The organism is Clostridium sp. USBA 49 (genome assembly GCF_900167505.1).
GTDB classification, from domain to species: Bacteria; Bacillota; Clostridia; order Clostridiales; family Clostridiaceae; genus Clostridium_AT; species Clostridium_AT prolinivorans.
On the sequence record NZ_FUYD01000005.1, the window covers coordinates 34185 to 48032 of the forward strand.

Below are 13848 nucleotides of genomic sequence, written 5' to 3' on the forward strand. Positions count from 1 at the left end.
AAGGGGGCTATAATATAATGAAGCTAAAGGGCGCAGAGGTGCTATTAGAATGCCTGAAAGAGCAAGAGGTTAATGTTATTTTTGGATATCCAGGAGGAACAGTATTACCAATTTACGATGCTTTATATGATAGAAAAGATATAAAGCATATAATTACAGCACATGAGCAGGGGGCAACACATGCAGCTGATGGATATGCAAGAGCTACGGGCAAAGTAGGAGTTGTTATAGCAACCTCAGGTCCAGGGGCTACTAATACTGTAACTGGAATTGCAACAGCTTATAGAGACTCTGTTCCTATTGTAGTTATTACGGGTCAAGTATCTCGTGATTTATTAAACAAAGATTCTTTTCAAGAAGTTGATATTATAAACATAACAAAATCTATAACTAAAAAGAATTATCAAGTTAAAGATATAGAGGATATCCCCAAAATTGTTAGAGAAGCTTTTGAGATTGCTCGCTCTGGACGCCCGGGTCCTGTACTTATAGATATCCCGAAGGATTTACAAGCTATGACTATGGAATATGAGCCTAAATGCATAGATATTTCTTTTAAACCAGAAAAAGATATTTGTTATAATGATGATTATAAAGAAGAATTAAGGATAAGATTAAAAGATGCTGTTGAAATAATTAATAAAAGTGAAATGCCAATGATTTTTGCAGGTGGAGGAGTAAATATTTCTGGAGCAAATAAAGAATTGCTTGAATTTGCAGAAAAAATAAAAGCACCTGTTACATGTTCTCTTATGGGCCTTGGAGCTTTTCCAGGAACTCATCCGTATTTTACTGGAATGGTAGGAATGCATGGAACTAAGTGTTCAAATATTGCTATAAATAAATGTGATGTACTTATTGCTATTGGGGTAAGATTTAGCGATAGAGTTGTTAGTAATAAAGAAAGTTTTGCAAAAAATGCAAAAATCATTCATATTGATATAGATAAAAGAGAATTTGGTAAAATAATAGAAAATGATATAGAGCTTTGGGGCGATATAAAGAATATTTTAAACATTTTTAATAAAGAAGTAAAAGAAAAAGAAGAAAGTGAATGGAATAAGCAAATACAATATTTTAAAGAAAATTATCCTTTAAAATATAAAAATAATGGAGGAGTAAGTCCTAAAAAAGTCTTAGAAAAGCTATATGAGCTTACTAATGGAAAAGCAATTATTACTACAGAAGTAGGGCAAAATCAAATTTGGGCAGCACAATTTTATAAATATTCAGAACCTAGAACTTTCATATCATCTGGTGGTCTTGGTACTATGGGGTATGGACTAAGTGCAGCAATAGGAGTTTCAATAGGTAGACCTGATGCTAAAGTAATAAATATTGCAGGTGATGGAAGTTTTAAAATGAATTCTATTGAACTTGCTACTATTTCAAGAAATAAACTTCCTATTATACAGATTGTATTTAATAATCATGCTCTTGGGATGGTACGTCAATGGCAGGATTTGTTCTACAATGGCAGATTTTTTGAAACTACTCTGCAGCCAGATGTAGATTTTGTAGATTTAGCAAAAGCATATAAAATAAAAGCTATAAGAATAGAAGAAGATAATCAAATTGAAGGTGCATTAATAGAAGGACTAAAAAGTAATGAACCTATGCTTATAGAATGCGATATTAACTGTGATGATAAAGTTTTTCCAATAGTACCTCCTGGGGAGCCTATTAATAATATCATTGAAGAAATTTAATGCTATTATTAAGTTAGTATATAATATAATAAAGGTCATTAGCATTTATACGCTGATGGCCTTTAAAATTTATAAATAATTATGATAAAATGAAGTACAAAAGCAAATAATATTTTTTAGTTTTTATAAAATTTAATATCATAATTAAATCACAATAAGTTGTAAAATAATTTTCACTATACAATTTATAATATTTTTAAATTTCTATTATATATTTGTAAATATTTAACAATAAGTCTTTTTGTGAGATAATAATATTATATAAAATGGAGGATAATAAATGAAAGAAATACATGTTTTAGAAATTACAAAAGCAGTTAGAAATTTATGTATAGAAGCCAATTATTTTTTATCAGAAGACATTAAACAAAAATTAGAAGAAGCTTGTAATAAAGAAAATTGGCCTTTTGCAAAAGAAATATTAGAAAAAATATTAGAAAATGCTGATATAGCTAAAAAGGAGAATATGCCTATCTGTCAAGATACTGGAATGACATGTGTTTTTATAGAAATGGGACAAGATGTTCATATTATAGGAGGAAGTCTTGAAGATGCAATAAATGAAGGAGTTAGACAAGGGTATATAGATGGTTATTTAAGAAAATCTGTAGTAAAGGATCCTTTAAATAGAATTAACACTAAAGATAATACACCTGCAATTATAAATTATGAAATAGTTACAGGAGATGAATTAAAAATAACTGTTTCCCCTAAAGGATTTGGTTCTGAAAATATGAGTAAAATAAAAATGTTAAAGCCTTCAGACGGAATTAAAGGTGTTAAAGAATTTATAATTGAAGCTGTAAAAGAAGCTGGCCCTAATCCTTGTCCTCCTATAATTGTGGGAGTAGGTATAGGGGGGAATTTTGAAAAAGCTGCCATTATGGCAAAAAAATCTTTATTAAGACCAATTAATGAAAGAAATAGAAATCCTTTTTATAAAGAACTTGAAGAAGAACTTTTAGAAAAGATAAATTCTTTAGGCATAGGGCCTCAAGGTTTTGGAGGAAGAACAACGGCACTTGCTGTAAACATAGAAACATATCCAACTCATATTGCTGGTCTTCCAGTAGCAGTAAATATAAGCTGTCATGTTACAAGACATAAAGAAATAAAATTATAATGGAGGTTACATGGCTATGGAAAAAAAGATAACAACTCCACTTACAAAAGAAAAAATAAAAGAACTTAAAGCAGGAGATAGCGTACTTATTACAGGCACTATATATACAGCAAGAGATGCAGCTCATAAAAGGCTTATTGAACTTTTAGATAAAGGAGAAAAGCTTCCTATAGATATAGAAGATTCTATAGTATATTATGCTGGACCTACACCAGAAAAACCTGGTCAAGTAATAGGTTCAGTAGGACCAACTACAAGTTATAGAATGGATTCTTATTCACCAAGACTTATAGAAAAAGGATTAAGAGGAATGATAGGAAAAGGATTAAGAAATGCAGAAGTTATAGAAAGTATAAAAAATAATAAAGGTGTTTATTTTGCAGCCATAGGAGGAGCAGCGGCTCTTATAGGAAAGTCAGTTGTAAAATCAGAAATTGTAGCTTATGAAGATTTAGGTGCAGAAGCTATAAGAAAATTAGAAGTAGTAGATTTTCCAGCAATAGTAGTTATAGATTGTGAAGGAAATAATTTATATGAAATAGGGCCAAATCAATATTTATATAGTTTAAAATAATGATATTATGTGTTTTGCAGCAGAATTATTAAGTGTGTTTAAATAAACAAAATATAAAAAATAATATATTAAAATAAGTGCCGTATTTACAATTATTGCAAATACGGCACTTATTATTAATTTCTTAAACTTTGAATAGGAGCGGGAAGTCTCCCACCACGATTTATAAATTCAGTACTTTTGTAATTATGAATAGGCATTATAGGTGCAAATCCAAGAAGTCCACCAAATTCTACTTTATCACCTACATCTTTACCTGGTACAGGTATTATTCTTACTGCGGTAGTTTTATTATTTATCATACCTATTGCAGCTTCATCGGCAATTATAGCTGATATAGTTTCGGCAGTTGTATAACCTGGAACTGCAATCATATCTAGACCAACTGAACATACACAAGTCATTGCTTCAAGCTTATCAATAGTAAGTGCTCCACATTCAGCTGCAGATATCATACCAGCATCTTCGCTTACAGGAATAAATGCACCACTTAAACCTCCTACATATGAAGAAGCCATTATTCCACCCTTTTTTACTGCATCATTAAGAAGTGCAAGAGCTGCAGTGGTTCCGTGGGTACCACATTTTTCAAGACCCATTTCTTCTAATATATGAGCTACACTATCTCCTATAGAAGGAGTAGGAGCTAAAGATAAATCTACAATACCAAAAGGAACATTTAATCTTTTTGAAGCTTCTTGAGCTACAAGCTGCCCCATACGAGTTATTTTAAAAGCAGTCTTTTTTATTGTTTCTGATACAACTCCAAAATCTGCTCCCTTTACTTTTTCTAGTGCAGATTTAACTACACCAGGGCCTGAAACACCTACGTTTATAACACATTCAGGCTCACCAACTCCATGAAATGCTCCTGCCATAAAGGGATTATCTTCTACTGCATTACAAAATACAACAAGTTTTGCACAACCAAGACCATCTTTATCGGCGGTAATTTCTGCAGTTTTTTTGACTATTTCTCCCATTTCTTTAACTGCATCCATATTAATACCAGCTTTTGTACTACCTATATTTACAGATGAGCATACTTTATTTGTTACCATTAAAGCTTCAGGAATAGATTTAATGAGTTTTGAATCTCCTAAAGTATAGCCTTTATGAACAAGAGCTGAAAAACCACCAATAAAATTAACTCCTACTGCATCTGCTGCTTTATCTAATGTTTTAGCAAATTCTACATAATTTTCATCATCGCAGCTTTCTGCAACTAGAGAAATAGGGGTAACAGATATTCTTTTATTTATTATTGGGATTCCATATTCTTTTTCAATATCTTCTCCGACCTTAACAAGATTTTCAGCATATTTAGTTATTTTATCATAAATTTTTCTTCTAACTTCTGCTCCATTAAAACCAGAACAATCTCTAAGTGATATTCCCATTGTTATAGTTCTAATATCGAGATTTTCATTTTTTATCATATTTATAGTTTCTAATATTTCGTAATCTCTTAACATAATAGCTCCCCTACAATATTTTAATTATATTCTGTGCATAGAATTAAAAATATCTTCATGTTGTAATTTAATTTCAACTCCCATTTCAGCTCCCTTTTCAAGAAGCTTATCAGATAATTCAACAAGTGGAAGTTTTGATTGTTCTAAATCTACTAACATAACCATTGTAAAAAAACCTTGCATAATTGTTTGTGATATATCAAGGATATTTACATTTTCTTTTGCTAAAATATCACTTACACCAGCAATAATTCCTACTTTATCTTTTCCAATTACAGTAATAACAGATCTCATAAAAGCTTTGCCCCCACTCATAAAATATATGTTCTTTAAATTATACAGCTAAATTTAATTATATTCAATAGGAATAAGAAAATGTAAATGTTTTAAAAGTTTATTTTTTGTAGTGATTAATATAGTAAATTATGCTAAGAGATATAAAGCTATTCAAAAATTCATATAAATTATAATAAAGTATTAAACTCACCCTATATTTTATAGCAATATCATAAAGATTAAATTCATATAAATTATAATGAAATATTAAACCCCTGAATAAGCAGAAAAACCACCATCAATTGGAAGAACTATTCCAGTAATAAAACTAGATGCATCTTCAGATGCTAAAAATAAAAGTGCACCACAGAGCTCTTCTGGATTTCCAAATCTCTCCATTGGAGTATTAGTTAATATTTTCTTTGAACGTTCAGTTAAACTTCCATCAGGATTTTTAAGCAATGCTTCATTTTGAGATGTTATAAGAAAACCTGGAGCAATAGCATTTACTCTTATACCTACTTTTGAAAAATGAACTGCAAGCCATTGTGTAAAGTTTGATATTGCAGCTTTTGCTCCAGAATAAGCAGGTATTTTAGTAAGCGGCGTAAATGCATTCATGGATGAAACGTTTATTATACTGCAGCCTTTTCTTCCTATCATATCTTTTGCAAATTCTTGACATGGAAGCAATGTTCCAAGAAAATTAAGATCAAATACAAAACTTATTCCCTTTTGATCAAGATCAAAGAAAGTAATAATATCTTTTTTATCTTCTGTTAAATCTTCAGCAAATAAATACTCTTTAGTTGTTGTTCCTTTTGGATTATTTCCACCTGCTCCATTTACAAGTATGTCACAAGGACCAAGATTTTCTAATATAATTTTATGAGCTTTTTTAAGACTTTCTTTATCAAGAACATTACATTCAACACCTAAAGAAGTTTTACCATTATTTTCAAGTTCTTTAGCTTTTCTTTTAGCGTTTTCTAAATTTAAATCCAATATTGCTACCTTTGCTCCAGCTTCTGCAAGTGCATCTACCCAATAACTTCCGAGAACACCTGCACCACCAGTCACTACAGCTACTTTATTAGTTAAATTTACATTAAAAGATAAATTCATTTTTATTTTCCTCCCTCATCTAATTTCTCAAGAGTTTCCCATATCCCAGTAATATACATAGCACCTAATGCACGGTCGTATAAACCGTATCCAGGTCTTCCACTTTCACCCCAAATCATTCTTCCATGATCAGGTCTAATATATCCATCAAATTTATTTTTATGAAGTACTTTCATTATTTCAACAATATCTAAAGAACCGCACGGTGAATAATGAGCACTTTCTTCAAAACTTCCATCATCAAGAAGTTTTACATTTCTGATATGCATAAAATGTATGCGGCCTTGAGATGAATATTTATCTACCATTTTTACTATATTATTAAATTTAGCTGATCCAAGAGAACCTGTACAAAAGGTAAGCCCATTATATTTGCTATCTACTAATTTTAATAATCTGTCTAAGTTCTCTTCATTTGTAATTATTCGTGGAAGTCCAAAAATATAATAAGGTGGATCATCAGGATGAATTGCCATTTTTACATCATTTTCTTCAGCAACTGGTATAATTTCTTTAAGGAAATATTCTAAATTGATCCATAAAGTTTCTTTATCTATTTTTGAATATTTTTCAAATACATCTTTAAGTGTTTCTTTTGTATAACTTGCATCCCAACCTGGTAATGAAAGTTCACCTGTAAGAGGATCCATTTTTTTAATTTGATCTACATAATAAACAAGAGTGGTTGAACCATCTTCTAATTTTTTATCAAGTTGAGTTCTTGTCCAATCAAATACTGGCATAAAGTTATAACAAATTACTTTGACTCCAGCTTTTGATAAATTTCTTATGCTTTGTTTGTAATTTTCAATATATTTAGTTCTTGTAGGAAGTCCAAGTTTAATATCTTCATGTACAGGAAGGCTCTCAATAACATCAAACTTAAGCCCAGCATTTTCAACTTCATTTTTAAGTTTAAGTATTTTATCCATATCCCATATTTCACCTACGGGTACATCATAAATTGCAGTTACAATGCTGTACATATTAGGTATTTGTCTAATGTATTGAATTTTTACAGGATCATTTAATCCATACCATCTAAATGAAAGTTTCATTTTATTATTTCCTCCAATTCTAAATAATTTTTTATATTTTTAAAGCATATGCCTTCAATAATTTCTTTAATAAGTTCATAGCTTTTTTCAAATTCGCCGTTGTTTATTAAATCACCAATAAAATTACATAATATTCTTCTAAAATAATCATGCCTTACATAAGATAAAAAGCTTCTTGAATCAGTAACCATTCCAACAAAATAAGCAAGCATACCTTGATTTGATATATCTTCTAAATGCTCATATATACCTTTTTTATTGTCATTAAACCACCAAGCTGCTCCAAACTGTATTTTTCCAGGTACATTATCTTCGCTAAAGCAGTGTGATAATGTTGAAAGAACAATATTATCTTTTGGATTTAAAGTATAAAGTATTGTTCTAGGAAGGTTTAGAGAATTATTAATTTCATTAAGTAATTTTGATAAATGATGTGCCACCTCAAAATCGTTCATAATGTCAAATCCAGAGTCAGAACCAAGTTTTTTGAACATTGCTTCATTATTATTCCTCATTGCACCTATATGAAGCTGCATTATCCAACCAAATTTATTGTATTCATTTGCAAGTAGTCTGAGAGTATGACATTTAAATTTTTCAGCATCTTCAAAAGAAATAGAGTTACCATTTAATCTATTTTTAAATATTACTGATACTTCTATTTCGTTTGTAGGATAGTAGACTAAAGTTTCAAGAGAGTGGTCAGATAGTTTACAACCAATTTCATTAAAATAAGAAATTCTTTCCTTTAAAACAGTTATTAAATCGTCATATGAGTTAATCTCAATATTACAAGATTTAGATAAGTTTTCTAAATAATTATTAAAGTTTTCATCTAAAATATTTAAAGCTTTATCCGGCCTAAAGGTTGGTAAAACTTTAAAACCTAGATCTTCCCTTTGAGATAAAAGTTTGTGATATTTAAGATTGTCAGCAGGATCATCAGTAGTGCAAATAAGTTTTACATTTGAATTTTTTATAAATTTAACTGGGGATAGATTTTCTTCTTGTATTTTTTTATTACATTGATTATAAATTTTTTCAGCATTACTTTCTTTTAAAATTTCATTAATATTGAAAAACTTTTTAAGCTCCATGTTTGTCCAATGATAAAGAGGGCTACCAATAAGTTTTTCGCAGGTTTTAGCCCACATTTTAAATTTTTCTAAGTCTTCTGCATCGCCAGTAATATATTTTTCTGGTACTCCAGCAAATCTCATTGCTCTCCATTTATAGTGATCAAATTGAAGAAATATTTTAGATATGTTGCTAAATACTTTATCCTCGTATATTTCTTTAGGGGATAGATGGCAATGAAAATCATAAATTGGAGCATTTTTTGCAATGCTATTATAAAGATCTTTTGATATTTCTAATTTAAGCATAAAATCGTTATCTAACAAGATATATCACCTCTTTAATATTTGATAAAACGGATATAATTTCTTTGAATTGATTTTATTATAGCAATTTTGGTATAAACTTAAATATGTTATAATTGCTATTAAACTTGCAAAAATTGCGAATATAAGTTATTGTATATTTAATATATATTTAGATTAATAGGTGTTTTATATGAAAAGAAAAATTCATGAATATTTAAGTAGACAATATATGCTTTCAACTGATTATGAAATATATCATTATTCAAATAATGATATTGCCAGAATAAGTCTTCATCACCATGATTTTTATGAATGTTATTTTTTTATTTCAGGAGATGTAACTTATTTAATAGAAGGAAAAACTTATTATTTAAAGCCAGGTGATATAATTTTAATAAATTCTAAAGAACTTCATCAGGCTATTATAAACAATAAAGAAATACCTTATGAAAGAATTGTTTTATGGCTGGACAAATCTTTTTTAAACAAACTTTCTACAGAAGAAATAAACTTATCATGTTGTTTTGAAAATTTAGATAGAAAAAATGTGTTAAGATTAGATATTGAACTTCAGCAGAATATAAAAACATTGCTTATCAAATTGTTAAATCTTGAAAACTATAATGGAATAGGCAGAGAACTTCTTTATAAATCTTATATTACTGAGATTATGGTATATATTAATAACTTAGTATTTAATGAAGAGGCACATTTAGATAATGATATAAAAAAGAATAATTTAATTGATGAAATTATTGATTATATAAATAATCATATTAATGAAGACATTACTATTGATGAACTTGCAGAACATTTTTATCTTAGTAAATTTCATCTTTTAAGAGAATTTAAAAAATTTACAGGCACTACAATTCATAGATATATAGTTCAGAAGAAATTAATACAGGCAAAAGAATTAATACTTAATGGGATTCCTATTATTGATGTTTATAAACAGTGTGGTTTTGGTGATTACTCTAATTTTTTTAGAGCTTTTAAAAATGAATATGGGCTTACTCCTAAGCAGTTTTATAAAGCTATGTATAATAAAATAAATCAAGTAGATGTCAAGTAGTAAATACTTGACATTTTTGCACTTATAGGAGTTTATAAAAATATAAAATTTTTATGATATTGTTACAATAATTTACTAAATAGTGCAAAATAGTACGAGTATACGACTACAATAAATAATATAATATAATTGTTATTTGAATAAAGTATTAAAAATTAACTTATTTTACTGCTTAACTGGACAAAAGTTAATTTATATTAATGTTATTTTAATAATAAAAATTAAAATGGGAGGATGAGGAAATGAGAAAAATTATTAATATTAATAACTCATGGAAGTTTAAACGAAATGATGAAGAAAAAGCAATGGAAAAAAATTATAACGATGAAACTTGGGAAATTGTAAACGTTCCGCATACTTGGAATGCTATTGATGGAGCAAATGGTTTTAATTTTTATAAAGGGGCTTGTTGGTATAGAAAAAAATTTCTTATTAATAGTTTAGAAGAAAAAAATAAAATATTTATTGAATTTAATGGATCCAACAGTATTACAGATGTATATGTAAATGGTAATTATATAGGACAACATAGAGGCGGTTATTCTACTTTTAGATTTGATATAACTGATGTTGTTGAATTTGGAGGCGAAAATGTTTTATCTGTAAAGGTAGATAATACAGTTGTAGATGATGTATATCCTCAAATGGCAGATTTTACTTTTTACGGTGGAATATATCGTAATGTTAATATTATTGTTACTGATGATGTTCATTTTGATTTAATGGATTATGGTAGTAAGGGAATATATATAATTCAAGAAGATGTAAGTCATGAGAAAGCTTCATTAACAATTAAAGCTAAGTTAGTTAATGATAGTTTAGAAGATAAAAAAATAAGATTTTGGACAGATATACTCGACTTAGAAGGTAATGTTGTAACTTATGCTGCAAAAGAAGTAATGATATCTAAAGGTGAAAATAAAGAAATAAAAGTTCCTGTTATTATAGAAAAGCCAATTTTATGGAATGGTAGAAAAAATCCATATATGTATAAAGCAAAAGTATATATGACAAGTTTTAATGATACTATTGATGAGCTTTTAATTCCATTTGGAGTAAGATTTTTTAGAGTTGATCCTGAAAAAGGTTTTTATCTAAATGGTGAACATATTAGATTAAAAGGGGTTTCAAGACATCAAGATAGAAAAGATATGGGGTGGGCAATTACCGAAAAAGAACAAATAGAAGATATGGAATTAATTAAAGAAATTGGTGCAAATTCAATTAGACTTGCTCATTATCAACATAATCAATATTTTTATGACTTATGTAATAAGGAAGGAATGGTAGTATGGGCTGAAATACCATTTATATCCGTTATGTCTAAAAATGATATAGAGGGTATCAATGCAAAGCAGCAAATGATAGAATTGATTAGACAAAATTATAATAATCCATCAATTTTTTTCTGGGGTATACAGAATGAAATACAAATAGGAGGAGATAGGATAGAGACTAGAAAGCTTGTTAAGGAGCTAAATGAGTTAGCTAAAAAAGAAGATCCAACTAGATTAACAACAATGGCAAATGTTATGTTTGTAGATGATAAGGATGAATATAACTATATAACTGATGTAGTTGGATATAATAAATATTATGGTTGGTATCAAGGCAAAGTAGAAGATTTTGAAGAATGGCTTGATAATTTTCATAAAGTAAATCCTAATGTTAAATTATGTATATCTGAATATGGCGCTGAAGGTATTATTCAGTATCATACTAATAATCCAAAGGTAAAAGATTATACTGAAGAATATCACGCCTTATATCATGAAAAAGTTTGGAAAATATTTGAAAAACATGCTTTCCTTTGGGCGACTTATGTATGGAATATGTTTGATTTTGGAGCTAATATAAGAGATGAAGGTGGAGTAAAAGGAAGAAATAATAAAGGATTAATTACTTATGATAGAAAAATTAAGAAAGATGCATTTTATATGTATAAAGCACATTGGTCAGATGAAAAATTTGTTCATATAACAAGTAAGCGTTTTGTAGATAGAGCAGAAGATAAAATCACTGTAAAAGTTTATTCTAATTGCGATAATGTAACTCTTTATATTAATGACAAAAAGTTAGAAACAAAGATAGGGAATGATAAGATATTTATTTTTGAAAATGTTGAATTAAAAGAAGGATTAAATGAAATTAAGGCTGTGTCTAAACAAAATGATACTTTATTAAAAGATATAGCTAAATTTAATAAAGTAAATCAGCCTAACCCAAGTTATCAAGTTCCACAAAAAGATAAAAGTGGAATAGTTTCAAATTGGTTTAAAATGCCTGATTTAAGTGATATTAAAGTAGAAGAAATAGAAAAGATTGAAATTACTGACGATGTATATTCAACTCATTGTACTTTTGATGAAATTATGAAAAATGAAGAGGCTAAGGCAATACTTAAAAAATATCTAGGAAATTTTGAAGAACAACCTATGTATAATATGATGAAAAGTATGAAAATTGATGATGTAGCTTCTATGGAAGATATGTTAAATGAAAAAGTTATTTATATGCTTAATAAAGAATTAACAAAAATTAAAAAATCATAACAAAAAATACTCTCCGATTTAATCGGAGGGTATTTTTTATAAAATTTAATTATTTTTAATTTTCCTAAATTTTGATGGAGTTACTCCTTTGATTTTTTTAAATACCTTTGTAAAATAATTTACATCGTTAAAACCAACTGTATATGCTGCATCAGTGATAGATACGTTTTCATTTTCTAAAATATATATAGCTTCATTAATTCTTTTTTTATTTATATATTCAGTTATAGTTTCACCAGTTTCCTTTTTAAATTGTCTGGAAAGATCATAAGCATTTGAATGTATAGCACTAGATATAGATTCAAGGCTTAAATCCTGATTTAAATTTATTCTTATATAATCTATAGCTTTTCGTACTAAAGGACTGAAATTTTTTGTTGAAAGCTTTCTTACAGCATCACAGTAGCCGAAATACATAGAATTGTTTAATTCTATTATTTGATTTATAGAGGTGCATCTCTCTATTTGAACAGCATATTTTTCTGAAATGCTATCAATATATATAGGATGAACTCCTCCTCTTTCTGCAGCTTTTCTTAATAAAGTGTTAAGTACAAAGCTTAAATTTTTTCGTGAACGAAGAGGATCGTTAGGAACTCTATCAGGAATTTTTGAAAAAATGGAATTAGATTCATTAACTATATCTTCTAAAAGTTCTCTATTACCTGATTCAACTGCATGTAAAAATGCATTTTCAATATTATAGCGTTTTTCTATAATTTCTATTGTACGTTCAGTATTTTCTTTTATCATATCACGTGAAACAATGTATTCTGTTTTAAAGTCATAAGTTAAATTACCTATTTTAGGCTCTTCAAAGCAATCATAACGAAAAGTAGATATTAAATAAAAAAGAAATTCAGCAATTGTTTTTGCTTTATATGCACTAATCATGGGTAAAGACAAGTAATACTGTTTAAGTAAATTTTTTAGAGAAATTGCCATATTATTTTCTGAAATTACAGCTTCAATCATTAAAACTGTGGGTTCTTCCAAAAGAAAAGGGCCTACTAGTATGCTCCCAAGATAATCATTGCCATTATATATTTTAGCAGATATAAAATTTAGTCTATATGAATTAGAGTGAAATATTACATTATATTTAGAAGCGGGCTCGTTAAGTTTAAGCATATTAATTATATTTGAAAAATATGGGGTTAATGATTTTGGAAGTTTATTATAGGAGTATTCGAATTTTATATTTGACATTGAATTTATAAAAAAAGTATCAATGTTAGAAAAATTAAGTGCGAATTTGCAAAGCCGCTTAATTACATCTTCTAATTGAGACATTTAAAATCCTCCTTTAAAAATATTTATTAAAATATATTATATATAATTTACGATTTTTCGCAAGATATTACGAGATTAAAAAAACGATTTCATGTATTCTTATGCTATAACAAATTTAAAACGAGTAGTTAATGAAGATAAACTACGAAAGTAAAATTTTAGAATTTATAAAAACAGAATATTCAAAGGAGGCGAGATATAAG

General features: G+C 28.1%; 11 protein-coding genes. 5 read left to right on the plus strand and 6 right to left on the minus strand.

What is annotated here, in order from left to right; all coding sequences use genetic code 11:
- The first annotated feature begins 17 nt into the window (after positions 1 to 17).
- The 3 genes from ilvB (at position 18) to B5D11_RS06480 (ending at position 3406) form a co-directional block, all read left to right on the plus strand.
- The gene (ilvB, locus tag B5D11_RS06470) at positions 18 to 1709 is read left to right on the plus strand and encodes a biosynthetic-type acetolactate synthase large subunit (protein ID WP_078682236.1); all 1692 of its coding nucleotides are present in this window, start codon (positions 18 to 20) and stop codon (positions 1707 to 1709) included.
- 280 nt (positions 1710 to 1989) lie between these two features.
- Positions 1990 to 2832: a fumarate hydratase gene (locus tag B5D11_RS06475; RefSeq protein WP_078682237.1), complete on the plus strand. Its 843-nt coding sequence runs from the start codon at positions 1990 to 1992 to the stop codon at positions 2830 to 2832.
- A 16-nt stretch (positions 2833 to 2848) separates the two neighbouring features.
- Positions 2849 to 3406: a Fe-S-containing hydro-lyase gene (locus B5D11_RS06480; RefSeq protein ID WP_078682349.1), complete on the plus strand. Its 558-nt coding sequence runs from the start codon at positions 2849 to 2851 to the stop codon at positions 3404 to 3406.
- A gap of 116 nt (positions 3407 to 3522) precedes the next feature.
- On the opposite strand, the gene B5D11_RS06485 is transcribed toward B5D11_RS06480, so the two are convergent.
- The 5 genes from B5D11_RS06485 to uxaC form a co-directional block, all read right to left on the minus strand.
- Entirely contained in the window at positions 3523 to 4881 is a 1359-nt protein-coding gene (locus tag B5D11_RS06485; protein WP_078682238.1) for a PFL family protein, read from the minus strand.
- Positions 4882 to 4905: 24 nt separating this feature from the next.
- Positions 4906 to 5175: an ACT domain-containing protein gene (locus B5D11_RS06490; RefSeq protein ID WP_078682239.1), complete on the minus strand. Its 270-nt coding sequence runs from the start codon at positions 5173 to 5175 to the stop codon at positions 4906 to 4908.
- A gap of 249 nt (positions 5176 to 5424) precedes the next feature.
- Complete coding sequence (locus tag B5D11_RS06495; RefSeq protein WP_078682240.1) at positions 5425 to 6282, minus strand: SDR family oxidoreductase; 858 nt, start codon at positions 6280 to 6282, stop codon at positions 5425 to 5427.
- Between the two features lie 2 nt (positions 6283 to 6284).
- Positions 6285 to 7340 (minus strand): mannonate dehydratase, encoded by a 1056-nt coding sequence (gene uxuA, locus B5D11_RS06500; protein ID WP_078682241.1) that lies wholly within the window; start codon positions 7338 to 7340, stop codon positions 6285 to 6287.
- A complete protein-coding gene (uxaC, locus tag B5D11_RS06505) occupies positions 7337 to 8743 on the minus strand; it encodes a glucuronate isomerase (protein WP_078682242.1) in 1407 nt (468 codons plus the stop codon). Before uxaC ends, uxuA begins: the two co-directional genes overlap by 4 nt.
- Positions 8744 to 8915: 172 nt before the next feature.
- On the opposite strand from uxaC, the gene B5D11_RS06510 reads away from it, so the two are divergent.
- Both B5D11_RS06510 and B5D11_RS06515 read left to right on the plus strand, forming a co-directional pair.
- Positions 8916 to 9800, plus strand: coding sequence for an AraC family transcriptional regulator (locus tag B5D11_RS06510; RefSeq protein WP_078682243.1), 885 nt, complete (start codon positions 8916 to 8918; stop codon positions 9798 to 9800).
- A gap of 242 nt (positions 9801 to 10042) precedes the next feature.
- On the plus strand, positions 10043 to 12352 hold the full coding sequence (locus tag B5D11_RS06515; protein ID WP_078682244.1) for a glycoside hydrolase family 2 protein: 2310 nt from the start codon (positions 10043 to 10045) through the stop codon (positions 12350 to 12352).
- 45 nt (positions 12353 to 12397) lie between these two features.
- Here B5D11_RS06515 and B5D11_RS06520 read toward each other — a convergent pair whose 3' ends face one another.
- The gene (locus B5D11_RS06520; RefSeq protein ID WP_078682245.1) at positions 12398 to 13645 is read right to left on the minus strand and encodes a helix-turn-helix domain-containing protein; all 1248 of its coding nucleotides are present in this window, start codon (positions 13643 to 13645) and stop codon (positions 12398 to 12400) included.
- Between the last annotated feature and the right edge of the window lie 203 nt (positions 13646 to 13848).

Coding starts and splice junctions, on each gene's coding strand:
- B5D11_RS06515 (WP_078682244.1), top strand. CDS start 10,043: ATGAGAAAAATTATTAATATTAATAACTCATGGAAGTTTAAACGAAAT.
- ilvB (WP_078682236.1), top strand. CDS start 18: ATGAAGCTAAAGGGCGCAGAGGTGCTATTAGAATGCCTGAAAGAGCAA.
- B5D11_RS06510 (WP_078682243.1), top strand. CDS start 8,916: ATGAAAAGAAAAATTCATGAATATTTAAGTAGACAATATATGCTTTCA.
- B5D11_RS06480 (WP_078682349.1), top strand. CDS start 2,849: ATGGAAAAAAAGATAACAACTCCACTTACAAAAGAAAAAATAAAAGAA.
- B5D11_RS06520 (WP_078682245.1), bottom strand. CDS start 13,645: ATGTCTCAATTAGAAGATGTAATTAAGCGGCTTTGCAAATTCGCACTT.
- B5D11_RS06495 (WP_078682240.1), bottom strand. CDS start 6,282: ATGAATTTATCTTTTAATGTAAATTTAACTAATAAAGTAGCTGTAGTG.
- B5D11_RS06490 (WP_078682239.1), bottom strand. CDS start 5,175: ATGAGATCTGTTATTACTGTAATTGGAAAAGATAAAGTAGGAATTATT.
- uxuA (WP_078682241.1), bottom strand. CDS start 7,340: ATGAAACTTTCATTTAGATGGTATGGATTAAATGATCCTGTAAAAATT.
- B5D11_RS06475 (WP_078682237.1), top strand. CDS start 1,990: ATGAAAGAAATACATGTTTTAGAAATTACAAAAGCAGTTAGAAATTTA.
- B5D11_RS06485 (WP_078682238.1), bottom strand. CDS start 4,881: ATGTTAAGAGATTACGAAATATTAGAAACTATAAATATGATAAAAAAT.